Here is a 25,615-nt window from a genome sequence, read left to right as displayed (position 1 = left end):
ATTTAAAAAAGGTCGTCTACAGCTTTGCACAAAATGTGGCCAATGAGGATGTGCATTTCCTGTATGCGTGCGGTAACATTTGCAGGCACTACAATATTAAGGTCACAAATGCTATTCATTTTTCCACCATCCCTGCCGCTCAATCCCAGTGTTTTACACCCAGCGTTTGTTGCGGCACTAAAAGCATTTAAAATGCCCTGACTGTTGCCGCTTGTTGAAATGCCTATAAATAGATCATCCGGTCGCGCCAATGCCTCAACCTGGCGGGAGAAAACGTGATCGTAACCGTAATCGTTAGCTATAGCGGTAAGGGCAGATGTATCTACCGTTAAAGCGATTCCCGGCAAAGCACGGCGTTCTTTTACAAAACGGCCGCTTAGTTCTGCCGCAATATGCTGGGCATCGGCAGCACTGCCACCATTACCCGCAATTAAAACTTTGTTACCAGCTTTTATACAATCAGCGATCATTTTGCAGGCAAACTCAATGTCGCCGGTAAGAGTTTCTATTACCTTTTGTAGGGTTTGCTGGTGTTCGTATAGTTCCTCTATAACCATTTCTTTAAATCATTGTAATTAAGTAAGTCATTTATTACCGGCTACTTGTCACTTTTTACCTGTTTTCAATATCCTGTAGTATTTCATCCACCGTAGTCACAGCACTACCTGTTTGCCTTATCACGATGGCCGCAGCATGGTTAGCCAATTCACAGGCCTCTTCAACAGAAAGCCCCTGAGCTATAAAGTAAGCCATAGTTGCAATTACCGTATCACCCGCGCCCGTTACATCAAATACCGATGTTGCCTTAACGGGTAACAGCTTGTAAGCCAGTTCGCTGATAATGGCCATTCCCTGCTCTGACAAGGTTACTACGATGTATTCGGCCTCCGTTTGCTGTAATATTACGCGGGCAGCTTGTTGTAATTCTTCTAAATTAGTTATACGTTCAACTTTTGCAGCTTCGGCAAGTTCTTTACGATTGGGCTTAATAATGTAAGCACTTTTATACTTTGCGTAGTTAAGACCTTTCGGGTCTACGATCACTTTTTTGCCGGCTGCATTTGCAGCTTCAATCAACTCCTGTGTAAGCTCCGGAGAGAATAAACCTTTGTTGTAATCAGATAGAATGATTATATCTGCCGCGTCGATAGCTGTTTTTATATTGGCAACAAACTGGTGCTGTAGTTCTGGTAAAAGCGGGATGGTGGTTTCCCTATCTACACGTACTAATTGGTGACTGCCTGCCATAACGCGGGTTTTTACCGTTGTAGGCCTGTTTTTATCGCTAAAGATGGCACTTGCATTAACGCCTTCGCGCTCAAGTATTTCGGTAAGCTTGCCTGCATCGGCATCATTACCAGTTACGCCACCTAAAGTGATAGCAGCCCCTAACGAGAGCAGGTTTTGCGCAACGTTGGCAGCACCGCCGGGAGTAATAAACTCTTTCGTAACGTTAACAACAGGCACCGGTGCCTCAGGCGAGAGCCTGTTGGCATCACCTATAATATAGTGATCGATCATCAAGTCGCCAACAACCAAAATATTTGGTTTGGTTCCAGATTGCTGTAAGCTGCGTACTTTTTGTGATAACATACCTTGTGGCAATACTTAAGCGCTTACAGCGCTTTTTTTCTTAGCAAACACTTCTTTAATTTCTGTTAATGATAAAGCGTTAAGGCAATTCTGTTTTGCCACACCGCCTTTACGTGCCACAATGGTACCGTATTTCATATCATTAAAACCACTGTTGCGGTGCGCATCCGGATTAATGGACAGCATTACGCCTTTTTCAATAGCGTACTGATGCCAGCGCCAATCAAGGTCTAAACGCAATGGGTTGGCATTTATTTCTATAACAACATTATTGGCGGCACAAGCTTCAATTACTTTTTTATGGTCAATATCATATCCTTTTCTGCTTAGCAGTAGTCTGCCGGTAGGGTGGCCCAGTATTGTGGTGAAAGGGTTTTCGATAGCTTTTATCAAACGCGCAGTAGCCTTATCCTCGGTCATTTTTAAGTTGGCGTGGATAGATGCTACTATTAAATCAAACCGTGCTAAGATCTCGTCGGGGTAATCCAGCGAGCCATCGTTCAATATGTCTGATTCAATCCCCTTGAAGATATGGAAGCCATCGATTTTTTTATTTAAATGATCAATCTCTTCATGTTGTTGCAACACCCGCTCAATGCTTAAACCTTTTGCATAGAAGGCACTTTTGCTGTGGTCTGATATACCCAAATATTCGAGTTTGAGTTCGTCACGGCAGTAGAGGGCCATTTCTTCAAGTGTATTTACCCCATCGCTCCAGGTACTGTGGTTGTGTAATGATCCCTTGAGATCATTTAAGGTTATCAACGTAGGCAACTGGTTATCAATAGCTGCCTCTATAAAGTTTTTCCCATCGCGCAGCTCAGGCGGCATCCATTGCAGATTTGCCTTTTCGTAAATAATTTCTTCACTATCCGGGAAATCAAGCGGAGGGCTTATCCTGTTCAAAACTGCTTCCACGTGCTCATCGTTGCCTGTATTGATAAAGAGTTCTTTATAATACTCCGACCTTTGTACGCAGATGATATCGACTAACAAGCCGTTCTTTAACTCACCTGATACATGGTGCCCATTTATGGTTACATTACTTAACAGCGCCGAATTGGCCAAAGCATTAAACGCAATTTGCTGATCAATACTGCCGATGATAATAACCAATTCGCTGATGACCTCATTCAAACGGCGAAATTCTCCGGCAAAATGTTTTAAAGCATCGGGGAAGATGCCTCTTATTTCATCCATCAACTCCTGAGCCTCTTTTTCTACTTGCGCAAAAAGGAATTTGCCGTTACCGGCCATGCGGAATTCGATCACTTTTTTGATCTCTTCCTGCGTCTTAAGGCCGAAACCTTTAGCCTCTATCAGTCGGTTCTCGTTACAAGCATAATAAAGTTCACCAATATTTTCAATGCCCAGATCCTTCCAGATAATAGCGATTTTCTTTGGGCCGATACCTTTGATACCCATCATTTCCACAATGCCTTCCGGTGTTTGGGCAATCATGTCTTCCAGTTCGGCAATTGTGCCGGTTTGCAATAGCTCAATGATCTTAGCAGCTGTACTTTTACCGATACCATCAATTTTTTCTAATTCTTCCTGCGTTTTGTCTGAAGCTTGGAAGGGTAATTTATCTATCTTAAATGCAGCGTTTGCTATTGATTTTGTTTTGAATGAGTTAACCTCATGCAACTCCATCAATTGCGATAAAAGGCGAAACGTGCGGGCTATCTGTTTATTCTCCATAAATTAGACGAACGGTAAAAGTACGAATTAGCATTAGCTACAACAATCTTAATTAAGTTTGAACATCCAAATAGCTGTATAGTTTATTTGGAACAAAAAAAGCCACCATTAAGGCGGCTTTCTTCAAAATATTAAAGCGAAATTATTTTATCACTATATCATAAGGCATGCGCATTTGCGGGGTACGCATCATGCTGGTAACGCCCTTTATCTGTTCGTAGATGCGGTAATTTTCGCCAAGCTCGGCTTTTACAAAATAAGCTTTAACTTCGGCGCTTAAGCCGGCACCAAATTTATCCAGCGTGCTTTTCTGCTCCGGGTAGCTTACCAATTTATAATTTTTAAGGTTAGCTTTTTTCGCTGCTGACGCAATGGCATCGTTGATATTACCAAGGCGATCAACCAGTCCGATTTTTACTGCCTGTGCACCCGTCCATACGCGGCCCTGGCCGATGCTATTTACATAAGCCTGCGTTTTGCCGCGACCAGCTGCAACGGCTTTGGTAAAATCATCATACCCGTGGTTTACGTTGTTTTGTAAAATAGCGCGCTCCTCTGGCGTAAGCGGACGACTGACATCACCCAGATCAGCAAATTTACCGGTTTTTACACCGTCAAACGTAACGCCTAACTTATCATTAAATAGCTTTTGCATATTAGGCAGTACCGCGAAAATACCTATTGAACCGGTAATGGTATTAGGTTCTGCTATAATAGAATCTGCCGCGCATGAGATATAATAACCTCCGGATGCTGCCACATCGCCCATTGAAACAATTACGGGCTTTACTTTTTTTGTAAGCATTACCTCGCGCCATATCACATCTGAAGCTAATGAACTACCACCCGGCGAGTTAACACGTAAAACCAGCGCTTTAACCTTGTTATCAGTACGCACTTTTCTTATTGCTTTAGAGATGGTCTCAGATCCGATCGAATTGTCGTCACCGTCGCCGCCGTTAATCTCACCTGATGCATAGACCACAGCGATGCGATTATTGGAGCTTACCTCTTTAGGATCAGTAGAATTTTCGTTCCCGCTTTTCAGGTATTCATCTAAGCCAACACTGGCAATATCTTCTTTGTCTTTTTTACCTGTGCGCTGTTTTAATTCAGCTAATATCTCGTCTTTGTATTTTAAACCATCTATCAATTTATATTTCAGGGCATCTTCCGGCAATTGAATGCGACCGCTGTTGGCGTAGTTAAACAATGTGTCTTTGTTGATATTGCGCGCCTTGCCAATATTGGTCAGAAAGTGATTGTACATTGAACCCAGGTAAGAGGTAACCTGCATGCGGTTAGCATCGCTCATTTTGGTTAATACCAACGGTTCTACCGCGCTTTTGTACGTACCCACCTTAATGATCTGCGCTTCGATACCTAATTTATCCAAAGCACCTTTAAGGAAAGTGATCTCAGAGCTAAAGCCCTTAAACTCCATTATGCCTTTAGGGTTCAAATACACTTTATCGGCAACAGATGCCAGGTAGTAGAAACCCTGTGTGTAGATCTCTGAGTAAGCGATAATAAATTTGCCCGATTTTTTGAAATCTATCAGCGCATTACGTATCTCTTCGGTAGTTGCCTGGCCATTCATCATATAGCTTTCGTCCAGGAAGATACCTTTGATCTTATCGTCGGTTTTAGCTTTTTTAATGCTGGCTAAAATATCGTTAAGGCCTAACTCACGTTTTTTATCAAGGCCGAGGAAGGGTAAGTTACTAAGCGGATTATTGGGCGTGCGCTCATTAATGGCATAATCGAATTTGACGTGCAGAACCGAATTTGCATCTACTGTAGCAGCACTATCGCCACTGGCCGCCACCCCAATTATTCCCAACAAGATCACAAAGCCAACAACAAAAACAATGGTGATACCTACTATAGTAGCTAATACAAATTTGAAGAATTGTTTCATTAAGAGTGATAAATCATTTAACTATGCAAACTTAGCGATTGCATATCGATTAAGAGTTGCAAGCTTGATATTTGTTACAACAATGATTGATGTTTTTTTGCTCTTAGGCAGTAACCTCGGCAACCGTAAATTGTTTTTAGACAAGGCAATTGAACATATATCAACAGAGATAGCGCCGGTAGAGAAGGCTTCGTCAATTTATGAGACACAATCATGGGGTAAAACAGATGAGCCTGATTATTTAAACCAGGTGATACAAATAAAAACAAGCAAGCCGGCAAGAGTGATATTGCAAAAAGTATTGAATATAGAACAAGAGCTTGGACGCGTGCGCGAAGCCAAGTGGGGTTCAAGGGTCATTGATATCGATATATTATTTTATGGGGACGAAATTATAGATGAACCAGACTTGAAGGTGCCTCACTCGCAATTACATAACAGAAGATTTACTTTAGAGCCATTAAATGAGTTAGCACCAAAACTGTTTCACCCTGTTTTACGTAAGAATATAAACCAGTTAAAAACCGAGCTTACCGATAGCTTAATTGTAAAAAAAATCTAAATTTGATCTTATAAATTTACATAATGTCTGATTTTCAGCCTAACCAAGACCTTGACCTGTCTTTCCTGTACGAAATTGCAGATGGCAGCGACGAATTTATTGTTGACTCTATAGGGTTATTTCTTGAACAAACCCCGCAACTGTTAAATACCATTAGTAACGCTATTGATGCACAGGATTGGGCTACGGCAGCATCTGCATCACATAAACTTAAACCTAACCTGGGGTTTTTTGGTATGCCGATAAGCCAGGCAACCATACAAGAGGTTGAGTTGGCTTGCAAAGCAGGAGGGGAAAATCCGACAGAAATAATTGAAAAATTTACGCAGGTTAAAAGCACTGTAGAAGCTAACCTAATTGAGCTGCAAAAGATCAAAACTGAAAAAGAAGCAAATCTTTAGCGATTAGAAAGACTGCAGTTGGTAAGTCCGAACGACTGAAAAAGAAAATATGAAGCAAAAGAAAAGCAAGCCATCGGCTTGCTTTTTACATTTTATCTGTGTTTTCTTGAAATAAAGCAGCTTTCGGACTTACCGACTACTGACTTCAGACTCGATACTACTTCTCAGTAAGCGTAAAAGTATAGCTTTCCATGATCAGGTTAGCTAACAGGTTTTTGCATGCTTCGTCAACTTTTGCATTCGCGGTGGCCTCGCTGTCGGCTTCAATTTCTAACGAAATGTGTTTACCAATACGCACGTTCTGTATCTCAGACAAGCCAAGGTTTTTCATGCTGCCGGTTACAGCTTTACCTTGTGGGTCAAGAATTTCTTTTTTGGGCATTACATCGATCTCGGCCAGAAATGTTTTCATGTTTTGAAGTTAACGAGATGATACCGAATAACCGATTACTTTTTTGAACCGCTTATTGCAGTATTATCTGCAAATTTTAATTGAATTAACGATAAGGTGATATACATTACAATAACCACCGGAACCGCGGCAAATTTAAAAAATAGTATGAGTATTGCCGAAAACAGGAGCAATAAATAGCGGTAAAAGTTTTTATTAAAGTCGCGATCCTTAAACTTTAACGACATAAGGGGCAACTCGGCTACCAGCAGGGTACACATCACAACAATGAATACCGAAAGCACGTACGGGTTGTGCACATAATGCGCAATGTTGGTATACTGTGGCAAAATTAAAGGGATGGATGCGATAAGGATGGCGTTTGCCGGTGTAGGCAAACCAATAAAACTTTCGGCCTGGCGTGTATCGTTATTAAATTTAGCCAGCCTTAGTGCAGAGAATACCGGAATAAGAAATGCAATAAAGTTTAACCACTCACTTACATGGTCAATCTGTTTGGTTTGCAGCATCAACATGTACATAATAGCTGATGGCAGCACGCCGAAACTCACCATATCAGCAAGTGAATCAAGATCTTTACCTATACCTGAAAAGGATTGGAGAACCCTGGAAGCGAAGCCGTCAAAGAAGTCGAAAATGGCTGCCAGGAAAATGGCATAAGCTGCAAATATCAGGTTATCCTGAAAGGTAAAAACAATACCAATACAACCACTGAACAGGTTTGCACACGTAATTGCATTCGGTAGATGTTTTTTTACCCGTAGCCGCATAATGTTATGAAGGTATCACAATTTTTACTAAAACGCAAAGGAGTTACAATTAACGTTGTGTTATTTATAACTCCTTTAAGCGTGAAAATATTATGAATTCATTGATATTAAGAACTCTTCGTTAGTTTTTGTACCACGTATCTGCGCTTGTAAAAACTCCATCGATTCCTGCGAGTTCATATCAGCCAGGTGGTTACGTAATATCCAAATGCGTTGCAATGTATCGCGGTCAAGCAACAGGTCGTCGCGGCGGGTACTTGACGCGGTAATATCAATAGCCGGAAATATACGTTTGTTAGATAATTTACGATCCAACTGAAGCTCCATGTTACCTGTACCTTTAAATTCTTCAAAGATAACCTCGTCCATTTTAGAGCCGGTTTCGGTAAGCGCAGTTGCTATAATGGTTAAAGAACCGCCATCTTCGATGTTACGGGCCGCACCAAAGAAACGTTTTGGTTTATGTAATGCATTAGCATCAACACCACCCGATAATATTTTACCAGATGCAGGTGCAACAGTATTATAAGCACGCGCTAAACGGGTGATAGAGTCAAGCAGGATAACCACATCGTGGCCACACTCAACCATACGTTTTGCTTTTTCTAACACGATATTGGCGATTTTAACGTGGCGCTCGGCAGGTTCATCAAATGTTGATGATACCACTTCTGCACGTACGCTGCGGGCCATATCGGTAACCTCCTCAGGGCGCTCATCAATTAGCAGGATGATCAAATAAACCTCCGGGTGGTTTTTTGCTATCGCGTTAGCCACATCTTTTAACAACATGGTTTTACCTGTTTTAGGCTGCGCAACTATCAAACCACGCTGACCTTTACCAATAGGTGAGAAAAGGTCCATAATGCGGGTTGAGTAATTGTTAGGATCGGTAAACAGGCTTAGCTTTTCTGACGGGAAAAGCGGCGTTAAGTGATCAAAAGGAACACGGTCGCGCACCTCTGCGGGGATACGGCCATTAATAGCCTCAACACGCACCAACGGAAAATATTTTTCACCTTCTTTTGGCGGGCGAATACTACCGCGAACGGTATCGCCGGTTTTTAAACCAAATAATTTGATCTGCGACTGTGATACATAAATATCATCAGGAGAGGTTAAATAGTTATAGTCTGACGAGCGTAGAAAACCATAACCATCGGGCATAATTTCAAGCACACCTTCGTTAACAATTACGTTATCGAAATCCATGTTAATGGCAGGTTCCTGTGCTTTTTGCTGTTGTTGGTTATTTCTGCGGTCAAATTTCTGCGGGCGTGGGTTTTCAGTAACCGGTGCTGCATCGGGCTGGCCTACTTGTGGTGTTTCCTCAGCGCTTTCAGCAGCGGGCTGGTCAGTAACTGGGGCTACTTCCGACTCAACTTCCGGCTGAACTTCTTCCTCCTGCTGATCAAAAAGGTTAGTATCATCTAAACGTACCTCAACGCGTGGTTGCTCTTTGCCTTTTACGGTACGCGTACGTTTACGTGGTTTATCTTCAAACTCTGCGGCGGGGGCTGCAGTTGCAGTTTTTTCAGTGTAATTATTGTTTGTTGTATCTTGTTGTTCCCGGGCTACAGCTATTAATTGTTGTTGCTCGTTTATAGCAGTTATTAACTGCGCTTTACGCAGGTCATCAGCTTCGGCAATACCTAAACTTTTAGCAATTTCGCGCAACTCAGAAACGAGTTTGTCGTTCAATTCAGTTGTCTCAGACATGTTATGAAATATAATTCAAAAGGATTTTTATGAAAGTTGTTTGGAAGTCCTGATATACAATGTTAATCCAGGCAAATTATTAGATAGATAATAAATAACGTGGAAGCTAAAATTGTTTCTTTGGTGCAAGAAATAATCCAGGAAAACAGTGCAATGTTAATGAAATAATGTTACAATGCAAATTTATTAAAAAAAATAAGGGTTGGCTATAATTAATGTAGTTTTGCCACAACAAAATTTAAGTACCCGCCAATGATATCCCGCGCGCAGCTTATTGACCAGATCAAACTTAAGAAATCGTTTTTATGTGTTGGCTTAGACACTAATATTGAGAAGATACCCGGTTTTTTAAAAGAATATCCAGATCCTGTTTTCGAGTTCAATAAGCGCATAATTGATGCTACTAAAGACCTTTGTATAGCTTATAAGCCCAACGCCGCTTTTTATGAAGCACGTGGTGTAAAAGGTTTGCTTAGCCTGATAGCTACAGAACAATACATTCCTAAAGACTGCCTAAGCATAATAGACGCCAAGCGTGGTGATATTGGCAATACATCTGATAACTATGCCCGGGCGTTTTTTGATAAAGAAGCTTCGGGGATGGATTTTGATGCCATTACGGTAACGCCCTATATGGGTAATGATAGTGTTACTCCGTATCTTAAATACGATGGTAAATGGGTGATCATATTGGCTTTAACTTCATCGGTAGGTAGCAAAGATTTCCAGTACCTCAATACAGGTGATGGCTACCTTTATGAAACTGTTATAAAAAAGGCTAACAGTTGGGCGGGCACCGATAGAATAATGTATGTAGTTGGCGCTACCAAAAGCACTGAGTTTACGGATATTCGCAAACATGCGCCTGATAATTTTCTTTTAGTACCAGGTGTTGGTGCACAGGGCGGAAGCCTGCAAGACGTTTGCCAATATGGCATGACCAAAGATTGCGGACTGATCGTAAACTCATCTCGAGGCATCATTTACGCCAGCAACGGTAAGGACTTTGCTGAAGCCGCTCGCGCAGAAGCGCTCAAACTGCAGCAGCAAATGCAGCAGGAACTGGAGAAAGCGGGCGTTATTTAGTTAATTAGAGATTAGTTGATAAGAGATTAGGGAAACCTAACGATATAATTTGTACAAAGGTAAGCCTAATCTCTAATCTCCGGTCACTAATCTCTAAACTTCAAGCTTCCCTTCAATAGAATCATCAAGGGTTTTGCCTAAAGCCGCGCCTACCAGTTGTTTAACAAAGGCAATGGCGTTGCCGTGTTTATTATCCCAGTAATAACCTTGTGTTGGCGATACTTTTATAACGGTGATACGCGAGTCATCTTCGCCTTCGGTAAACCATGTTTTTAAAATGGGTTGCCACAATTCTTTAATCTTTTCTTTGTCTTTGCTTATTTCTGCAGTGCCATAGATATTCAGGAAATCAGAATGTGCTGAACCTTGAAAAAGCAATTGTACAAAAGGGTCTTTACTTATCTCTTCGTTTTTATGGCTGTCGTCTGCGCTTAGGAACCATAGATCACCGTTGTCGTCAATTTTTTGAGGTGACATGGGGCGGGTAGAAAACGGCAAACCTGTTTTGATGTTGCTGCAGAAAAAGCAACTTGAAGCCGCTTCTGCCAATTCCTTCATTTTTTTCCAGGCTTCATTACCTTCCAGGTTTTCAAAATTATCTTCGGGTTGTTGTTGGTTGATACTATCCATCTTTATCGTTTTTAATAGTTAAATGATAATATATTAACTTTTAGGATAGTGATTTGTTTGTATTGAAACTTGATTAACATGACTCAAAAGGCAATTTTTGAATGTTTTCTTAACGCTTTTTCGGTAGACGTGAATAGCCTCGTACTTAGTCGTTTTTGCACCCGATGATCCTGAAAGTCTCAGCCTACTTTTGGTAGATAATCATTAACAATAACTAAAATGAGAAAATTGAAATTGCAGGTACACATGACCGTAGATGGTTTTGGAGCAAGAAAAAATGGACAAAATGATTGGGTTTTCTTTTCAGGGCCGGACGAAGCAGGTTTTCAAAAATTAATAAATCTTGCAGAAACATGCGATACCGTTTTGGTTGGGCATAATATGGCACCTACTTTTTTAGGGCATTGGCAAAACATGGCAGATAGTGAGCAGCCTACCCAGCAAAAAACCTTTGGACAGGTAATATCTAACATGCGAAAAATTGTTTTTAGCAGAAACCAAAATACGAGTGACGTGCCTAACGTAGAAATCGAAAACGGAGATTTGCGTAAAGCTATTGAAGCGTTGAAAAACGAAGAGGGTAAAGATATGATAGCTTACGGTTGTGGTGAATTTGTACTTGCTCTTATCAAGCAAAATCTGATTGATGAATACTACATTATTGTGAACCCGGTGGTTATCGGTGATGGTATAAGTGTTTTTAAAGAAGAAAAAGTACTGACATTAGAAAGCTCAGACGCTTTTAAAAACGGAAAGGTTTTAAACAAGTATCTGCCGGTATAATCCTGTAAATTCAGACAATTCTTTAATTCGAATTCTAACTGCTATGCAAACACAACTTTTCGTTGCGGAAAACGGTCGGCATAGCCGGTTACAATGTTGCGGATGTAATCGTTACCGGGATAGGGGGTAAGGTAATTTTTAAGCGATTGAAGATTGTCTGCATTATAATAGTGAGAGATGTAGCCCATTCCATAAAAACGGCCTTCTTCAATTAGTATACAGCTATGCTCATCGTCTGTTCGCCCCTCATCCCGTATGGCAAAAGTAGGCAAAGCTTTTTTCAACTCATGAAGGGCTGCATCAATGCGTTTATTATAGTTTTCAGGCGACTCATGGCCTTCACATGCACAGTTGCCAATGTTATTACCGCTGCAGGGCTGGTCATTTTTTTGAATGAAGCACAGCTTAGGGCAAAGCCCGAAGGTTTCTATGAGGTTGTTTAGTAAATTATAGCCTTCCAGCAGCGAGTTGCAAGCATAAACGGCAGGCATATGCTTGCGGTGTTTATCAACAGCCATACGCAGGTATCCACGCTGATCTTCGTACATGTAGATGCCAAATGTATTTTCAAAGCGTTTAAGCGATCTGTTGTATTTCGGCCAAAGGCGTTTTATTTCGACAGCTTCCAGTACAAAAGCAATCAATTCTGTACCGCAATTTTGGAAACTGATGCGGTGAATGTTCTTTAAAAATTCTTGCCTTTGCAGGTTGGGATTGTTCCCGGTAAAATGGCTGCATACCCGTTTGCGCAAGTTTTTGGCTTTGCCCACGTAGATCACCTTGCCTTTTTGATCATGGAAATAATAAACACCGGGGTTTTGAGGTAAAGCATCAATATCGGCCTTAGGTAAATTGGCAGGTAGTGTTTGCTCCTTACTATTTTGTTTTAAGGCTTTGCTGATGTGGTTATCATTATCCTTACCAAGCAATATAGAGAATAGTTGAGCAGTGGCTTCAGCATCGCCCATGGCCCGGTGGCGGGCATTATTCTGAATGCCCAGGTGGGTGCAGAACTTACCTAAACTGTATGACATCAGCCCCGGCATAATTTTACGCCCCAGCCGCACGGTACAAAGCTTATTGAGGTTTACTTCATAACCCGCAGCACTAAGGTGATATCGCAGAAAAGAGTAATCGAAGTTGACATTATGAGCTACAAAGATCTGCCCTTTAAGCAGGTGGAATATTTCCGCAGCAACATCTTCAAATAAGGGTGCGTGCTGCACCATATCGTTGGTTATACCGGTAAGAGCACTTATGTAAACCGGTATATCTCGTTGAGGGTTTACCAAAGTCTCAAACCGTCGAACCACTTTTTTACCATCGTGTATGCAAATAGCCACCTCAGTAATGCCGTTAGCACTGGCATGCCCGCCCGTTGTCTCTATATCTACAATTGCATACATGGTAATAACAAATGTAAATATAATTGCTAAAATTATTAGTCTTAAATAAAAAAAGTCGGAAAATCGGTAAAGTCCGCAAGTCTGAGAAGACAAGAGGTATGAGTAACGATGTTAAAAAGAAAAGCCCCGTAACATTAGTTATGAGGCTTTAAATATAATCTTTGGACTTTACCGACTGTCGGACTTTCCAACTTATTTCTTCTTCGTCTGCACCTGTTGTTGCTGGCGCATCATTTCTTCCATTTTAGCGGCAAAACCTGATTTTTTCTTTTTAGGATCTTCGGGTTTCTTTTTATTTTCCTGGATTTGTGCATGGATCTTCTTATCATCAACCATGAATTTGATCAGGTATTGCTGCAAGAAAGTGAACATGTTAGCCAGGAAGTAATAGTAGTTCAAACCGGCAGGGTAGCTGTTCAGCGTAGCAAAGAAGATAAATGGTGTAATATAACCAATGTATTTCATTTGGCCTGTAGCCCCCGAGATCTGATTGTTGAAATAGGTATAGATCAACGTGGATATCGTCATCAGCAAACACATTGCACTGATGTGATTACCTATAATAGGGATGTTAGTTGAAAATTTGATCACATCATCATAGGTAGACAAATCATGCATCCACAAAAAGTTTTGTCCGCGCAACTCAAACAAGCTTGGGAAAAAACGGAAGAATGCAATTACGATAGGCATTTGTAACAGTAGTGGCAAACAACCACCTAAAGGATTAACGCCTGCTTTTTTGTAAAGCTTAAGATATTCCTGTTGTAAAAGGGTGGGGTTATCCTCTCCAACTTTAGCTTTGATCTCGTCCATCTCCGGCTTAATTACACGCATCTTAGCCATTGACAGGTATGATTTGTAGGTAAGCGGCGATAACACCAATTTCAACAATACCGTAAGCGCCAGGATGATCAACCCATAATTCCAGTTAAACTGTTTAAGGAAGTTGAATACCGGCAACACTGCAAACTGGTTGATGTATTTTAATGGTCCCCAGCCCAAGTTAATGATCTTTTGCAGATCGTAACCTTGTTCTTTAAGAGTATTGAACTGATTAGGGCCAAAGTAAAACTCTAAAGGCACAGCGCCGCTTGCATCGCGGGTTAGCTGTAAACCTGCCTTCATTTCCTTGACCAGGGCTGTATCTGCAACATTGGTAACCACGCCAAGGTCAGATCTGGTGATGCCATCTTTAGCAATCAAAACGCTTGAGAAAAAGTGCTGCTTAAAGGCAACCCATTGCATTTTTTTATCGCCAATACTTTTCTGGTCGTCCTTGGCTTCAGACAGGTAATCCACATCGCCATCCATGTTACGATAGTATACCGTTGAATATTGGCGCTCTTGTTTAATGTCTTTTTCAAGTTTGTTTAAGCTGGCGTTCCAGTTAAGGCTGTATACATTGCTGTTGGCCAAAACCTGATCCATCCCAGTTGGGCGTATGGTTAAACCCAACTTAAAGCCCGTGCCTTTTAAGTTGTATACATAATCAATATACTGCGTAGGGCTATAGCTTAAACGCATAGTAACCGTTGAAGAATCTTTACCGGCAACCGTTAAAGAGGTGTTACTTGGCTTAAAGTAAAGATCATTGGTGTTATAGTTTTTACCTGATGCAGTTAACGCCAGGCCAAAGGTGTTTTTATCACCGTCAAATAAAACCAAAGGTTTTTTACCGTAAGTAAGGTATTTTTTAAGTTCAGCAGAATAAATACGGCCGCCTTTTGTGCTTAATTTAATACGAACGTCTGCATTTTCTAAAGTAACAAATTGCTCGGTACCGTTAATTGCAGCACCAAACGGGCCCTTCATTGCAGCAGAATCTACCGCTACAGTTTTTGCTACGGTATCTGCCTTGGCAGGGGTTTTTATCAGGCCTTTTTTTATCGAGTCCTGGTGAACTGTTAGCTTTTCTTTTTTGATCTCTGCCTCGTTTGGTTTCATTAAAAAGACACCAACACCAAGGATGATCATGATCAGGAATAAACCTGTGAATGTATTCTTATCCATTTATCTGTTTCTCGTACTGTAACTTAGTTCTTGCGGGCGTAAGCCAGCGAAGCGGCGACAAAGTTAATAAAAAGTGGATGCGGATTAGCAACAGTTGATTTTAATTCCGGATGGAACTGTGCTCCCACAAAATAAGGGTGATTTTTTAGTTCAACAATTTCCACCAAACCATTTTCAGGGTTGATACCTGATGGTACTAAACCCGCCGCTTCGTATTCTTTTAAATACTTATTGTTAAATTCATAACGGTGGCGATGGCGCTCACTAATGCGTGTTTTGCCGTAAGCAGCAGCTGCCTTTGTGCCCTTTTTAATATCACACGGTGAAGCACCTAAACGCATAGTGCCGCCTTTGTGCACAATAGTTTTTTGTTCCTCCATCATGTCAATTACCGGGTTAGGTGTTTCCGGGTTCATCTCGGTGCTGCTGGCATCAGCATAACCTAATACATGGCGGCCAAATTCTACAACGGCACATTGCATGCCCAGGCATATGCCGAAGAACGGAATGTTATTTTCGCGCACATAGCGTATAGCTTCGATCTTGCCTTCAAAGCCACGTTCGCCAAAGCCGGGTGCAACTAACACACCATGCAGGCCACGTAATTTTTCAATGGCGTTTTCTACTGTTAAACTTGCCGATGGAATATATTCTACCCGTACTTTGCACTCATTTTTTGCACCTGCATGCACAAATGCTTCGATAATTGATTTGTACGCATCGGGTAATTCCACGTATTTACCAACCAAACCTATTCTAACATCAGCAGTAGGGTTTTTTAAGCGGCCCAGGAAATCCTTCCAGCTTTCCAGATCCGGCTCGTTCTTGTGGGCCAGTTTAAGTTTTGATAATACGGTTTGATCGAGTTTTTCTTTCAACATCAGCAAAGGCACATCATAAATTGTTTGTGCATCCATTGATTCGATTACCGCATTGATGTTTACGTTACAAAAAAGTGCAATTTTTTTTCTGATGTCTGCATTTATATGATGCTCTGTACGGCAAACAAGTATATCCGGCTGGATACCGTACTCCAGAAGCATTTTTACCGAGTGCTGTGTAGGTTTGGTTTTTAACTCACCTGCTGCAGCAAGGAAGGGGATTAGCGTTAGGTGGATAACCAGTGCATTATTGGGCCCTGCTTCCCATTTAAACTGCCTTACAGCCTCTACAAACGGCAGGGATTCAATGTCACCTACGGTACCTCCAATTTCGGTGATCACAATATCGTAGTCGCCGCTTTCACCTAATATGCGGAAGTTGCGTTTTATCTCATCAGTAATGTGAGGCACAACCTGCACGGTTTTACCCAGGAAAGCACCTTCGCGTTCACGATTAATTACATTTTGGTAGATACGGCCGGTGGTAATGTTATTAGCCTGAGAAGTAGGAACGTTTAAAAAACGCTCATAGTGACCAAGGTCAAGATCCGTTTCGGCACCATCCTCGGTAACGTAGCACTCGCCATGCTCATAGGGATTTAACGTACCCGGATCGATGTTAATATACGGATCGAATTTTTGGATGGTAACGCGATAGCCGCGCGCCTGAAGTAACTTAGCTAATGAGGCCGAAATAATGCCTTTTCCTAACGATGAGGTAACTCCACCCGTAACAAAAATGTATTTAGTCATGATTTTTTTTGAAATCAAAGGCAGTTTTAAAGGGGGCTGCCAATTGTTTGTGTACGGGATACAAAAGTAAGAAATTTTGCGGGATTTGCCCGTTCATTTTGCAATTGTGGAAAAGCCTTGATAAACCGATAAGGAGCCGCTTGATTAGCAATACAATAACAATTCATAAATTTTATCTGCAGGTTAGCAACCAAAGCATATATGCATTAGTTTAGCGAAGCCATTTATTCTTTTAATGCCGCTAATTAAAGTAATACCCCAAATATTCTCTTGTAGAAAACTGCCTGTATTGGCAAATGCGCTTATTTATCTGCTAATCATCATAGCTACTTCATCTTGTTCGGTGAAGAAAAAAGCAGGTGCCACGCTTGTGATGCAAGAAAATTACTGCGAACCGCCCAAATATTTCATAAGGTCAGCAATTCCGGATACGTTAAAGTCGGAAGAAATTTTGGCGGAAAATCTCTCTTTAAAAAAGTTTTTTACCGACCAGGATATTTTGATCATCAACTCATTAGGGATTGCAGAAGATATGAAAAAACTGATGAGTTTAAAAAAAGACACTACAATTAATGGCAAATTGAGAAAATTGGAGATCGGGAACAAAACATCTAAAGTATTGCTGCTTGCTATCTCTGATATTAATTCGGCTGCTGCAGAATTAGATTGTGAGGGTGAGCGTGTAGACCAGGTAGGCAGCTATGTAGATGATATCAATTCAACAAGAAATAACCGCTACACTGCTGCCTCAATTGTATTAGGCGCTTTAACATCAATAAGTGGCGTTTTTATTAAAGCAGAAGGACTGAATAATGTTGTTACCGTAGCAGGAGGGGGGCTAACAGGTGCGCTCGGATTCTTGACACTTAACCCGGGCGGTAAAAAGGTAAAATTTAACCATCGGCGTAATTTGCTCAAAGACATTTGGCTGCAACAAAACACAGACAACCATTTTTCGGGTTGGATATGGTATATGTTGAGCGAAAAAAGCTTTAGCAATAAAGGGGAATCATCCCTGATGTTTAATCTGAAAAAAAGATGGATAAAATATCAGTTTGATAACGACGAGAAACAAGCCAACAGCTCTGTAATTTTTACCGAGGGTGGTATTTACAAGGCGGATGACCTACATGACCGGGCATCTATGATCAATCAATTGCAGGCAGTTATCCGTTCGATAAATCAAAATCTGAATAACCTGATGATCGAGATGGAAAAGGCGGAAACTACTCCTTAAAACAACCCATTTATTTCCCGCTCTATCTGGTTGATGATGGTACCCATGTCCTCGGGGTTGTTGGCGAAATCAAGGTTGTCTTTATCCAGCACCAGCAGTTTGCCCAACTTATAGTTCTTTATCCATTTATCGTACTTCTCGTTAAGTTTGGACAGGTAATCTATACGGATACCAATTTCATACTCGCGGCCGCGGCGTTGGATGTTATTCACCAGGGTTGGTACCGAAGCCTTGAGATAAACCAACAGATCTGGTGGTTTTATAAATTCGGTGATGTTGTCAAAAATGCTTTGATAGTTCTCGTAATCGCGGGTGGTCATCAGGCCCATATCGTGCAGGTTCTCTGCAAATATGTAGGCATCCTCATAAATGGTCCGGTCCTGGATAATGTTACGGCCGCTTTTTTGAATATCGATGATCTGGCGGTAACGGCTATTGAGGAAATAGATCTGCAGGTTAAAGCTCCAGCGTTTCATATCGCTGTAGAAATCCTCTAAGTAAGGGTTATTATCAACTGCTTCAAAAAGGGGATCCCAGCCATAGTTTTTGGCGAGCATTTCTGTAAGCGTGGTTTTTCCCGCGCCGATGTTTCCTACGATAGCTATGTGCATATTTTGTCTGAATCAGAATTTTCCGAATTTACAGAATTAAGAGAATTTATTTGGGTGTCTGAACATGAATTCTGAGAATTTTAAAATTCTGTAAATTCTGATTCCGACAGTTTAAAACTTCCTGAACCCGATGATCTCTCTTACTTCCCTGATTGTTTTTGATGCACTTTCACGGGCTTTATCGGCTCCAAGGTTGGCAACCTTGCGTAGGTAATCAGCATCACCGGCAATATCGTTAATGCGGTCGCGAATAGGTGCAGTGGCAATGATCATATCTTCAGCCAGTTGCTTCTTTAGGTCGCCATAACGTATAGCCATAGTATTGTATAGATTGTCAAAGTGCGCGATAGTATCTGCCGATGAAACTACTTTCATCAGGTCGAACAGGTTTTGTATCTCCTGTGGTTTAGTTTGGTTCTCTTCTGTTGGGCCGCTATCGGTTTTGGCGCGCATCACTTTTTTGCGGATAGCCTCGGGGCTGTCACCTAAAAATATAGCATTACCTTCTCCTTCGCTTTTGCCCATTTTGCCGGCGCCGTCAAGTCCCGGGATTTTCACCAGATTGGTACCGTATGAAAATGCATAGGGCTCAGGAAAATATTCGTGGTTATATAGGCGATTAAAGCGGTTGCCGAATGTACGGGCCATCTCCAGATGCTGTTCCTGGTCCTTACCTACAGGTACCTTGATAGCTTTGTGAATGATGATGTCTGCAGCCATTAAAACAGGGTAGGTAAGCAGGCCGGCGTTAACATTATCAGGATTGGCACGTACTTTATCTTTAAAAGATGTGGCGCGTTCCAACTCGCCCATATAGGCGTTCATATTTAAATATAAGTAAAGCTCTGTTACTTCCGGTACGTCGCTTTGCACGTATATAGTTGCTTTTTCAGGGTCGATGCCTGCTGCAAGGTATTCTACTAAAACCTGTTTAACATTCGCGTGCAAATTGGCAGGCGTTGGGTGCGTGGTCAATGAATGCAGATCGGCTATAAAAAAATAACAATTGTACTCGTTCTGCATTTTTACGAAATTTTGGATAGCTCCGTAATAGTTTCCTAAATGCAAGTTTCCGGTTGATCTTATGCCGCTAACAACAGTTTCCATATAGGTGGCGAAAGTAAGGATTTTTTAGCCTCAGCCCAAACCGGTCTCCACGGGAGAGAGGCTTTTAAGAAAAAAATATAAGCGTGTGACAAGCTAAGTTTTGATCCGCTCGTAAAGTAACTCAACCCGACATCACTACGCTCGTCGACCCTCTCTTCGCTACGCGAAACGAGAGTAAGGAAATCTGTGTTCCTTTACCCTCTTTGCTGCTTGCAGCAGAGAGGGTGGTCCAGCGTAGCGTAGACCGGGTGAGTCAACTACGATGCATGAAATAGTATAGTTACATTATAAGCGGCTATTTTTTATATTTTTGGAACGGATGAAAATGATATTGAGAAAAGCGCACCTATACCTTTACCAGGGCAGTGTGGCGTTTTTTTACTTTGTGCTTTGGCCGTTTTTATACTATAACTCTCGCAAATATGAGCGTTACGGCAGCATGAATGCTTTTAGGCGCGTATGGGGGCGCTTAAGTTCAGGCACTGTGGGCATCCGTTATCGTTATCATTACGAGAAACCTATTGACTGGAGCCGGGCTTACATTATTACACCTAACCATACATCAAACCTTGATATTACCGCTATGAGCCTGCTGGTGAAAAACAATTTTTGTTTCATGGGCAAGCAGGAACTGGTTGATGGTTTGGTTACTGGCCTTTTCTTCCGTACGGTTGATATTCCCGTGAATCGCGAAAGCAAAATAGCGTCTTTTAAAGCTTTTAAACAGGTGATGGAACGTTTGCAGCAGGGCATGTCGGCCGTTATATTCCCTGAGGGCACTATCCCTGATGAGTACCCACCGGTGCTTCATCAGTTCAAGAACGGCCCTTTCAGAATGGCTATTGAACTGAAGATCCCAATTATTCCCGTAACATCTGTAAACACATGGAAGGTGATGTGGGACGACGGGAAAAAAATGGGCAGTGAACCGGGCGTATGTGATATATTTGTACACGAGCCAATTGAAACGGCCCATTTAACTGTTGATGATGCTGACGATTTACGCGATAAAGTTTTCAGCATCATGACCAATAAATTAAATTAAGCATGAACATTGACGAGCAAACCGTTGATAAGATAGCCCACCTGGCAAGATTAGAACTGGCTGCCGACGAAAAACAGGCCATGATAACCGACATGAACAAAATATTAGGTTTCATGGATAAACTAAATGAGGTAGACACTACAGGTGTTGAGCCCCTTGTTTACATGACGGCAGAGGTAAACAACCTGCGCGATGATGTGGTAAAACAGGATATCACTACCGAAGAAGCGCTTAAGAATGCTCCACTGCATGATGATAGCCATTTCCTGGTAGCGAAGGTTATTTCTAAATAGATAAATAGTCGAAGGACAAAGGACAGGAAATTCTTCTCTCCTTTATCCTTGTTTCTTTTGTCAAAAAAAATGTAACATTTCCTGCCGACTTATTGTCAAAGCAGCAAAAAAACGGATGAAGCAGACACTTACCAAAGATGAACCGCTTATTACTATCAAGGATATCGGCCGTAAATACGTAATCGGGTCTGAGATTATACACGCTATAAAATCCGTTACGCTTACTATTCAAAAAGGCGAATTTGTGGCTTTAATGGGGCCGTCCGGTTCAGGAAAATCTACCTTAATGAATATTCTTGGCTGTTTAGATACACCTACCAAAGGGCAATATGTACTAAACGGTATCGACGTAAGCCACATGACCGATAACGATCTTGCAGAAGTGCGCAATTCGGAAATCGGGTTTGTGTTCCAAACATTCAACCTTTTGCCGCGCAACAGTGCCTTAGATAACGTGGCTTTACCTTTGGTATACGCCGGCATCAGTAAAGAAAAACGTAACGAGCGCGCAAAACAGGCTTTAGAGAACGTAGGCCTTGGTCATCGTGTAGATCATCGCCCTAACGAGCTTTCGGGCGGACAGCGCCAGCGTGTTGCAGTGGCCCGTGCTTTAATAAATAACCCATCCATCATCCTTGCAGATGAACCTACAGGTAACCTGGATACCAAAACTTCTATTGAGATCATGGGGCTTTTGGAAGATATTCACTCAAAAGGTAACACCATTATATTGGTAACACACGAAGAGGACATTGCTTTGCATGCCCACCGCATTGTACGCATGCGCGATGGCCTGGTGGAGAATGATTATCTTAACGATAACATTCAAACCGTTAGCAAACGCGAGCCTGAGGCTGAAAGCGGCATCAATTTGACTAAATAAGTGAAAACGCTAAAAACAGGTGAATTTTACGGGCAAACCAACCAAACCCTGCACCTGGATTTTGCAACCATAACCGATACCGAATATACCCACGATAGTGTTGACTGGCATTACCACGAGAATGCTTATTTTACTTTTATACTGCAAGGCAACGTAATTGAGGGTAACAAGAAAGAAGTCTATACCTGCACGCCCGGCACCTTGCTTTTCCATAACTGGCAGGATCCGCACTATAACATTAAGCCCAAGGGATATACCCGCGGCTTCCAGATAGAGATCAATAACCACTGGTTATCTCAAGCCGATATAGACATACAGAACTTACAGGGGAGTTTTTCCATTGATAACCCGCAGGTGAAATTGCTTTTTTACCAGTTATTTAAAGAATCTAAGGCCAATGATGATGCATCGATACCCGCAACTGAGGCATTGCTGCTACAGGTTTTAGCCGGCATGGAAAGTAACGCCGCAACCGGAAGCCGGAACAGACCAGATTGGGTAAAGCAGGTAAAGGAAGCTATCGCCGATGATATTTCGCGTAAGTTTACCTTAAAAGAGATGGCTGTTGTAGCCAATGTGCATCCCGCGCACTTGTCTCGCGATTTTTCAAAATATTTTAACACTAACCTCGGCGAGTATATTCGAATGATGAGGATAGAGAAGGCCTTATCGCTGATGCATAGCAGGAAGCTCAGCTTAACCGAAATTGCCATGCAATGCGGCTTCGCCGACCAAAGCCATTTTTTGCGCTGCTTTAAAGTGCTAAATGCGGATAAGCCTAAGGTTTACAGGGCGGTGTTGGCGAGCGGTTGAACAAATAACACACCCCTGGCCCCTCTCGATAGGGGAAAGTTGATGGTGAATAGATGCTTTCATCCCCCTCTTGAGCGGGGCGACCGGGATTGACAAAAAGCAGAAACATTCATAGGGTGTGTCAATCTCGTACTGTAAAGAATAATTCACAACGTTAATTCTGTTCTATTTTAGCAAATACTATCCGGCCATCTTTGGGGAAATAAAATTAATTGATGAAACTACTTAAAACGCTGCTTTTTCTTATTTCAATCCTTGTTTTAAGAAATGCCTCTGCGCAGGATATAGTAAAAGCCGACCCGATAGAATCGCCATTACATAAAACGAATGTAGGCCGCATCATATTCATGACTGATACCGTTCCCCTGGATAAAACCACTGATAAAGATTTCTTAAGTGAGGTTACATTAACTCCCAATGCTAACTTAAGCATGCGTGCTTTTATGCCCAACTCGCTTACTAATCTACAGCATCAAATGGCCCCACAGCAAACTGTCGACCAGCTAAATCAGGGCAATTACCAGTTCACATATTATGTAGATGGCAAACAGATCTACCAGGAAAATCTGCATAAAGGTGCTGGTTATGCGCGCAATAAAAATGGCCGCACAATACTCACTGTTAAATTATTAAGTACACTGCATGAAGATATGTGGTCGAGGCATATGTTTAGCCGATTTATGATGCGCGGGGGCGAGGATGCCTTAACAACCGGACATCACACGCTTAAAATAGAACTGCGTCCATATATAGTTGAGCCCGATATTAAAGTAGGTGACCTGATAGCGAAGGGTGAAATAAAAATTATTGTCCCGAGTATTGATGTAAAAAATAAAGCCATTCAGGCGATAAAACCGAACAGCGGCTGGCCGGTATCTGCCGAGCGCTACAATAATCAACTGATCATTGGCCTTAATGAGAAGATCTTGCAGAACAAGTTTAAGAACATTAATGGTATTGTAGTGATCAAGAATGGCAAACTGTTGATAGAAGAATACTTTAACGGCGATGGGCGTGATACACTGCATGACCCGCGTTCGGTAGGGAAAACCTTTGCATCAGCTATTACGGGCGTAGCTATCAGTGAGGGTCACATCAAATCTGAACAGCAAACGCTAAAAGATTTTTATGATCTTAATACTTATCAAAACTACTCGCCCCGCAAGGATAGCGTCACTATTAAAAGTTTGCTCACCATGAGCTCTATTTTCGATGCCAATGATAATGACGATAACTCGCCTGGCAATGAGAACAACATGTATCCAACTGATAACTGGGTAAAATTTGCGCTGGATTTGAAGGTAGATAGCCTAAAAAAGCCATATAAACAATGGAACTATTTTACTGCTGGGATAGTAGTTTTAGGGGATATTTTGAACAAAAAAGTGCCGGGCGGACTTGAACGTTATGCCGATACGAAATTATTTGAACCACTTGGCATACGTGAGTACAAATGGCAATACACACCGCAAAATGTGCCAAGTACCGCTGGTGGTATACGGTTACGAGCATTGGACTTCGCAAAATTTGGACAATTATATAAAAACAAAGGCCAATGGCAGGGCAAACAGATCATCCCGAAAGCATGGGTTCAAAAATCATTCACCAAACAAATAGCTTTGCCTGCCGATGTGGTTGGCCCTGGTTATTACGGTTATTTGTTTTGGAATAAAACTTATCAGGTCAGTGGAAAAGCGTACGAAACGTGGTATTGCACGGGCAACGGCGGCAACAAGATATTTGTGTTTAAAGATCAGCCTCTTGTAATTGTTATCACAGCAAGCGCCTACAACGAAAGTTATGCCCACATCCAGGTAGATAAAATGATGGAGGACTATATCATACCGGCCGTAACGCCCTAAATTAACATTTCAACTCTGCCAGTTTAGCTACAAATTCTGCCAGGTAAAGTGTGTTTTCGGGGGTAACTGGCTTGTGGTTGCCGATGATGAGGGTATGCTCATAGATCTCGATCACAAAGTCTGACTTTTTGATAGACATAACCGCATCCCTGAATTGTTGGTTCATTGCGGCTTCTGTTTTATGGCGGTCGTCTGTTAAAACATAAAAGCGGTCGCTGAAGGCTTTATCTTCTCTAAAGTCCAGTTCTATCGGGAAGATGATCTCCCGGATCTTATCGATAATTGTTTCGGTACGGATCACTACGCGCCCAAAATCTTTTTTAAGGTAGGCCAGCGCCCAGGGCTGGAAGGTATCGCGGTGCTGTATCTTGTTTTTCTGATTGATTGAGGTTGTTTCGGCATCGGTGTCCAGCAGTAAAACATAGCTGTCCCCACAATGATTTTTAATGGCAAAGGTGTTGCGGATGTGAACAGACCGGTGATGATTTAACGTTTCAAATTGCTCTAACTGAAAATCGATATCACCCGGAATATCTATCCTGAAACGGTTTCTTAACCTTTGGCAAGTTGTTTCGTAAGGGTGTTTTCCAATATCGGGCAAGCCGGTAGCATCAACAGATAAGGAGTTCATTTAGCTAAGATAGCACAATGCGGTATTTGTTACAACCACATTGTTTAGTTACTCAATAAGCCCAAACTGCTTAAAATGATGTGTAAAGTGCTTGTTGTGCCATTTTATCCACTCGTTGTAGGTCATCATACCGAAGCCGCCGTGTAGTATTTCAATGCCGGGGTTAACGTTGTGATGTTGATGAAAATTTTCTATTTCAACAAGTAACTGCCATTTTGCAGTTTCCAGATTCGGGTAAGTATATTTATCCGGCAGTTGACCAAGCACTACATTCCGAGGGATGGGCTCATCTGTGTAAACCCAAAGTTTTTTCTGTTCCTTAAAATCTGGCGGTAGGCCTATATCTATAGGTGTTTTTACCCCATTTGTGTACTGCACCTCGTTGATCATGTGCTCAACCATTTGTTGTGCAGTCATGTTGCCCCAAAGGGGAAGCGAAACGGGTGTGAGTTTCTTAAGCCATTGTTGAACACCATCAATATCGGTTACATCAACAGCCAACATA

At 41.8% G+C, this 25,615-nt stretch carries 25 protein-coding genes; 10 read left to right on the top strand and 15 right to left on the bottom strand.

The window, feature by feature from the left end:
• Positions 1 to 2: 2 nt before the first annotated feature.
• The 4 genes from gmhA to sppA all read right to left on the bottom strand — a co-directional run bounded on the left by gmhA (position 3) and on the right by sppA (position 5,215).
• Complete coding sequence (gene gmhA / locus FPZ42_RS00180) at positions 3 to 557, bottom strand: D-sedoheptulose 7-phosphate isomerase (RefSeq protein ID WP_146268483.1); 555 nt, start codon at positions 555 to 557, stop codon at positions 3 to 5.
• A 55-nt stretch (positions 558 to 612) separates the two neighbouring features.
• Positions 613 to 1,593: a D-glycero-beta-D-manno-heptose-7-phosphate kinase gene (gene rfaE1 / locus FPZ42_RS00175; RefSeq protein ID WP_146268482.1), complete on the bottom strand. Its 981-nt coding sequence runs from the start codon at positions 1,591 to 1,593 to the stop codon at positions 613 to 615.
• A gap of 15 nt (positions 1,594 to 1,608) precedes the next feature.
• The gene (locus tag FPZ42_RS00170; RefSeq protein ID WP_146268481.1) at positions 1,609 to 3,294 is read right to left on the bottom strand and encodes a DNA polymerase/3'-5' exonuclease PolX; all 1,686 of its coding nucleotides are present in this window, start codon (positions 3,292 to 3,294) and stop codon (positions 1,609 to 1,611) included.
• Positions 3,295 to 3,436: 142 nt separating this feature from the next.
• Positions 3,437 to 5,215, bottom strand: a complete 1,779-nt coding sequence (gene sppA / locus FPZ42_RS00165) for a signal peptide peptidase SppA (RefSeq protein WP_146268480.1) — start codon at positions 5,213 to 5,215, stop codon at positions 3,437 to 3,439.
• Positions 5,216 to 5,297: 82 nt separating this feature from the next.
• Here sppA and folK point away from each other — a divergent pair, with 82 nt between their 5' ends.
• Positions 5,298 to 5,777: a 2-amino-4-hydroxy-6-hydroxymethyldihydropteridine diphosphokinase gene (gene folK, locus FPZ42_RS00160; RefSeq protein ID WP_146268479.1), complete on the top strand. Its 480-nt coding sequence runs from the start codon at positions 5,298 to 5,300 to the stop codon at positions 5,775 to 5,777.
• 23 nt (positions 5,778 to 5,800) lie between these two features.
• On the top strand, positions 5,801 to 6,178 hold the full coding sequence (locus FPZ42_RS00155; protein WP_146268478.1) for an Hpt domain-containing protein: 378 nt from the start codon (positions 5,801 to 5,803) through the stop codon (positions 6,176 to 6,178).
• A 157-nt stretch (positions 6,179 to 6,335) separates the two neighbouring features.
• Here the strand turns inward: FPZ42_RS00155 and purS are convergent, their stop codons facing one another.
• The 3 genes from purS to rho form a co-directional block, all read right to left on the bottom strand.
• A complete protein-coding gene (purS, locus tag FPZ42_RS00150) occupies positions 6,336 to 6,590 on the bottom strand; it encodes a phosphoribosylformylglycinamidine synthase subunit PurS (protein ID WP_146268477.1) in 255 nt (84 codons plus the stop codon).
• Between the two features lie 35 nt (positions 6,591 to 6,625).
• A complete protein-coding gene (gene pssA / locus FPZ42_RS00145; RefSeq protein ID WP_146268476.1) occupies positions 6,626 to 7,360 on the bottom strand; it encodes a CDP-diacylglycerol--serine O-phosphatidyltransferase in 735 nt (244 codons plus the stop codon).
• Positions 7,361 to 7,450: 90 nt separating this feature from the next.
• Positions 7,451 to 9,079 (bottom strand): transcription termination factor Rho, encoded by a 1,629-nt coding sequence (rho, locus tag FPZ42_RS00140; RefSeq protein ID WP_146268475.1) that lies wholly within the window; start codon positions 9,077 to 9,079, stop codon positions 7,451 to 7,453.
• A 255-nt stretch (positions 9,080 to 9,334) separates the two neighbouring features.
• Between rho and pyrF the strand changes: the two genes are divergently transcribed.
• Positions 9,335 to 10,165 carry an orotidine-5'-phosphate decarboxylase gene (gene pyrF / locus FPZ42_RS00135; RefSeq protein WP_146269530.1) on the top strand — a complete coding sequence of 277 codons (831 nt, stop codon included), beginning with the start codon at positions 9,335 to 9,337 and terminating at the stop codon, positions 10,163 to 10,165.
• 93 nt (positions 10,166 to 10,258) lie between these two features.
• Here the strand turns inward: pyrF and FPZ42_RS00130 are convergent, their stop codons facing one another.
• On the bottom strand, positions 10,259 to 10,795 hold the full coding sequence (locus FPZ42_RS00130; RefSeq protein ID WP_146268474.1) for a pyridoxamine 5'-phosphate oxidase family protein: 537 nt from the start codon (positions 10,793 to 10,795) through the stop codon (positions 10,259 to 10,261).
• Between the two features lie 219 nt (positions 10,796 to 11,014).
• Between FPZ42_RS00130 and FPZ42_RS00125 the strand changes: the two genes are divergently transcribed.
• The gene (locus FPZ42_RS00125; protein ID WP_146268473.1) at positions 11,015 to 11,578 is read left to right on the top strand and encodes a dihydrofolate reductase family protein; all 564 of its coding nucleotides are present in this window, start codon (positions 11,015 to 11,017) and stop codon (positions 11,576 to 11,578) included.
• Positions 11,579 to 11,619: 41 nt separating this feature from the next.
• Here the strand turns inward: FPZ42_RS00125 and FPZ42_RS00120 are convergent, their stop codons facing one another.
• The 3 genes from FPZ42_RS00120 to FPZ42_RS00110 form a co-directional block, all read right to left on the bottom strand.
• Positions 11,620 to 12,984 (bottom strand): exonuclease domain-containing protein, encoded by a 1,365-nt coding sequence (locus FPZ42_RS00120; RefSeq protein WP_146268472.1) that lies wholly within the window; start codon positions 12,982 to 12,984, stop codon positions 11,620 to 11,622.
• Positions 12,985 to 13,176: 192 nt separating this feature from the next.
• The gene (gene yidC / locus FPZ42_RS00115) at positions 13,177 to 14,994 is read right to left on the bottom strand and encodes a membrane protein insertase YidC (protein ID WP_146268471.1); all 1,818 of its coding nucleotides are present in this window, start codon (positions 14,992 to 14,994) and stop codon (positions 13,177 to 13,179) included.
• A gap of 23 nt (positions 14,995 to 15,017) precedes the next feature.
• Positions 15,018 to 16,628 carry a CTP synthase gene (locus FPZ42_RS00110; protein WP_146268470.1) on the bottom strand — a complete coding sequence of 537 codons (1,611 nt, stop codon included), beginning with the start codon at positions 16,626 to 16,628 and terminating at the stop codon, positions 15,018 to 15,020.
• A gap of 235 nt (positions 16,629 to 16,863) precedes the next feature.
• On the opposite strand from FPZ42_RS00110, the gene FPZ42_RS00105 reads away from it, so the two are divergent.
• Complete coding sequence (locus FPZ42_RS00105) at positions 16,864 to 17,865, top strand: hypothetical protein (RefSeq protein WP_146268469.1); 1,002 nt, start codon at positions 16,864 to 16,866, stop codon at positions 17,863 to 17,865.
• On the opposite strand, the gene FPZ42_RS00100 is transcribed toward FPZ42_RS00105, so the two are convergent.
• The gene (locus tag FPZ42_RS00100; protein ID WP_146268468.1) at positions 17,862 to 18,476 is read right to left on the bottom strand and encodes a deoxynucleoside kinase; all 615 of its coding nucleotides are present in this window, start codon (positions 18,474 to 18,476) and stop codon (positions 17,862 to 17,864) included. The two genes, FPZ42_RS00105 and FPZ42_RS00100, sit on opposite strands and share 4 nt — an antisense overlap.
• 111 nt (positions 18,477 to 18,587) lie before the next feature.
• Positions 18,588 to 19,583, bottom strand: a complete 996-nt coding sequence (gene trpS / locus FPZ42_RS00095; protein ID WP_146268467.1) for a tryptophan--tRNA ligase — start codon at positions 19,581 to 19,583, stop codon at positions 18,588 to 18,590.
• Positions 19,584 to 19,902: 319 nt separating this feature from the next.
• Between trpS and FPZ42_RS00090 the strand changes: the two genes are divergently transcribed.
• The 5 genes from FPZ42_RS00090 (at position 19,903) to FPZ42_RS00070 (ending at position 24,479) form a co-directional block, all read left to right on the top strand.
• Complete coding sequence (locus FPZ42_RS00090) at positions 19,903 to 20,628, top strand: lysophospholipid acyltransferase family protein (protein ID WP_186458657.1); 726 nt, start codon at positions 19,903 to 19,905, stop codon at positions 20,626 to 20,628.
• A gap of 2 nt (positions 20,629 to 20,630) precedes the next feature.
• A complete protein-coding gene (gatC, locus tag FPZ42_RS00085) occupies positions 20,631 to 20,921 on the top strand; it encodes an Asp-tRNA(Asn)/Glu-tRNA(Gln) amidotransferase subunit GatC (protein ID WP_146268465.1) in 291 nt (96 codons plus the stop codon).
• A 115-nt stretch (positions 20,922 to 21,036) separates the two neighbouring features.
• Entirely contained in the window at positions 21,037 to 21,804 is a 768-nt protein-coding gene (locus tag FPZ42_RS00080; RefSeq protein WP_146268464.1) for an ABC transporter ATP-binding protein, read from the top strand.
• On the top strand, positions 21,805 to 22,617 hold the full coding sequence (locus FPZ42_RS00075; protein ID WP_146268463.1) for an AraC family transcriptional regulator: 813 nt from the start codon (positions 21,805 to 21,807) through the stop codon (positions 22,615 to 22,617).
• 215 nt (positions 22,618 to 22,832) lie between these two features.
• Positions 22,833 to 24,479 (top strand): serine hydrolase domain-containing protein, encoded by a 1,647-nt coding sequence (locus FPZ42_RS00070; RefSeq protein ID WP_146268462.1) that lies wholly within the window; start codon positions 22,833 to 22,835, stop codon positions 24,477 to 24,479.
• Position 24,480: 1 nt separating this feature from the next.
• On the opposite strand, the gene FPZ42_RS00065 is transcribed toward FPZ42_RS00070, so the two are convergent.
• On the bottom strand, positions 24,481 to 25,110 hold the full coding sequence (locus FPZ42_RS00065; RefSeq protein ID WP_146268461.1) for a hypothetical protein: 630 nt from the start codon (positions 25,108 to 25,110) through the stop codon (positions 24,481 to 24,483).
• Between the two features lie 48 nt (positions 25,111 to 25,158).
• On the bottom strand, positions 25,159 to 25,614 hold the full coding sequence (locus FPZ42_RS00060) for a hypothetical protein (RefSeq protein WP_146268460.1): 456 nt from the start codon (positions 25,612 to 25,614) through the stop codon (positions 25,159 to 25,161).
• Position 25,615 lies beyond the last annotated feature (1 nt).

The sequence above is a fragment of the Mucilaginibacter achroorhodeus genome (assembly GCF_007846095.1).
Classification (GTDB): domain Bacteria; phylum Bacteroidota; class Bacteroidia; order Sphingobacteriales; family Sphingobacteriaceae; genus Mucilaginibacter; species Mucilaginibacter achroorhodeus.
Note: the sequence above shows the minus strand (reverse complement) of the source record. Positions and strands in the feature narration are given on the sequence as shown.

Excerpts from the sequence above, each read along its gene's own strand:
- FPZ42_RS00110 (WP_146268470.1), bottom strand. The coding sequence starts at position 16,628 with ATGACTAAATACATTTTTGTTACGGGTGGAGTTACCTCATCGTTAGGA.
- folK (WP_146268479.1), top strand. The coding sequence starts at position 5,298 with ATGATTGATGTTTTTTTGCTCTTAGGCAGTAACCTCGGCAACCGTAAA.
- FPZ42_RS00100 (WP_146268468.1), bottom strand. The coding sequence starts at position 18,476 with ATGCACATAGCTATCGTAGGAAACATCGGCGCGGGAAAAACCACGCTT.
- yidC (WP_146268471.1), bottom strand. The coding sequence starts at position 14,994 with ATGGATAAGAATACATTCACAGGTTTATTCCTGATCATGATCATCCTT.
- purS (WP_146268477.1), bottom strand. The coding sequence starts at position 6,590 with ATGAAAACATTTCTGGCCGAGATCGATGTAATGCCCAAAAAAGAAATT.
- FPZ42_RS00105 (WP_146268469.1), top strand. The coding sequence starts at position 16,864 with ATGCCGCTAATTAAAGTAATACCCCAAATATTCTCTTGTAGAAAACTG.
- FPZ42_RS00090 (WP_186458657.1), top strand. The coding sequence starts at position 19,903 with ATGAAAATGATATTGAGAAAAGCGCACCTATACCTTTACCAGGGCAGT.
- rfaE1 (WP_146268482.1), bottom strand. The coding sequence starts at position 1,593 with ATGTTATCACAAAAAGTACGCAGCTTACAGCAATCTGGAACCAAACCA.
- gmhA (WP_146268483.1), bottom strand. The coding sequence starts at position 557 with ATGGTTATAGAGGAACTATACGAACACCAGCAAACCCTACAAAAGGTA.
- FPZ42_RS00170 (WP_146268481.1), bottom strand. The coding sequence starts at position 3,294 with ATGGAGAATAAACAGATAGCCCGCACGTTTCGCCTTTTATCGCAATTG.
- rho (WP_146268475.1), bottom strand. The coding sequence starts at position 9,079 with ATGTCTGAGACAACTGAATTGAACGACAAACTCGTTTCTGAGTTGCGC.
- FPZ42_RS00060 (WP_146268460.1), bottom strand. The coding sequence starts at position 25,614 with ATGTTGGCTGTTGATGTAACCGATATTGATGGTGTTCAACAATGGCTT.
- gatC (WP_146268465.1), top strand. The coding sequence starts at position 20,631 with ATGAACATTGACGAGCAAACCGTTGATAAGATAGCCCACCTGGCAAGA.
- FPZ42_RS00065 (WP_146268461.1), bottom strand. The coding sequence starts at position 25,110 with ATGAACTCCTTATCTGTTGATGCTACCGGCTTGCCCGATATTGGAAAA.
- FPZ42_RS00120 (WP_146268472.1), bottom strand. The coding sequence starts at position 12,984 with ATGTATGCAATTGTAGATATAGAGACAACGGGCGGGCATGCCAGTGCT.
- FPZ42_RS00130 (WP_146268474.1), bottom strand. The coding sequence starts at position 10,795 with ATGGATAGTATCAACCAACAACAACCCGAAGATAATTTTGAAAACCTG.
- FPZ42_RS00080 (WP_146268464.1), top strand. The coding sequence starts at position 21,037 with ATGAAGCAGACACTTACCAAAGATGAACCGCTTATTACTATCAAGGAT.
- FPZ42_RS00125 (WP_146268473.1), top strand. The coding sequence starts at position 11,015 with ATGAGAAAATTGAAATTGCAGGTACACATGACCGTAGATGGTTTTGGA.
- FPZ42_RS00070 (WP_146268462.1), top strand. The coding sequence starts at position 22,833 with ATGAAACTACTTAAAACGCTGCTTTTTCTTATTTCAATCCTTGTTTTA.
- sppA (WP_146268480.1), bottom strand. The coding sequence starts at position 5,215 with ATGAAACAATTCTTCAAATTTGTATTAGCTACTATAGTAGGTATCACC.
- trpS (WP_146268467.1), bottom strand. The coding sequence starts at position 19,583 with ATGGAAACTGTTGTTAGCGGCATAAGATCAACCGGAAACTTGCATTTA.
- FPZ42_RS00155 (WP_146268478.1), top strand. The coding sequence starts at position 5,801 with ATGTCTGATTTTCAGCCTAACCAAGACCTTGACCTGTCTTTCCTGTAC.
- pssA (WP_146268476.1), bottom strand. The coding sequence starts at position 7,360 with ATGCGGCTACGGGTAAAAAAACATCTACCGAATGCAATTACGTGTGCA.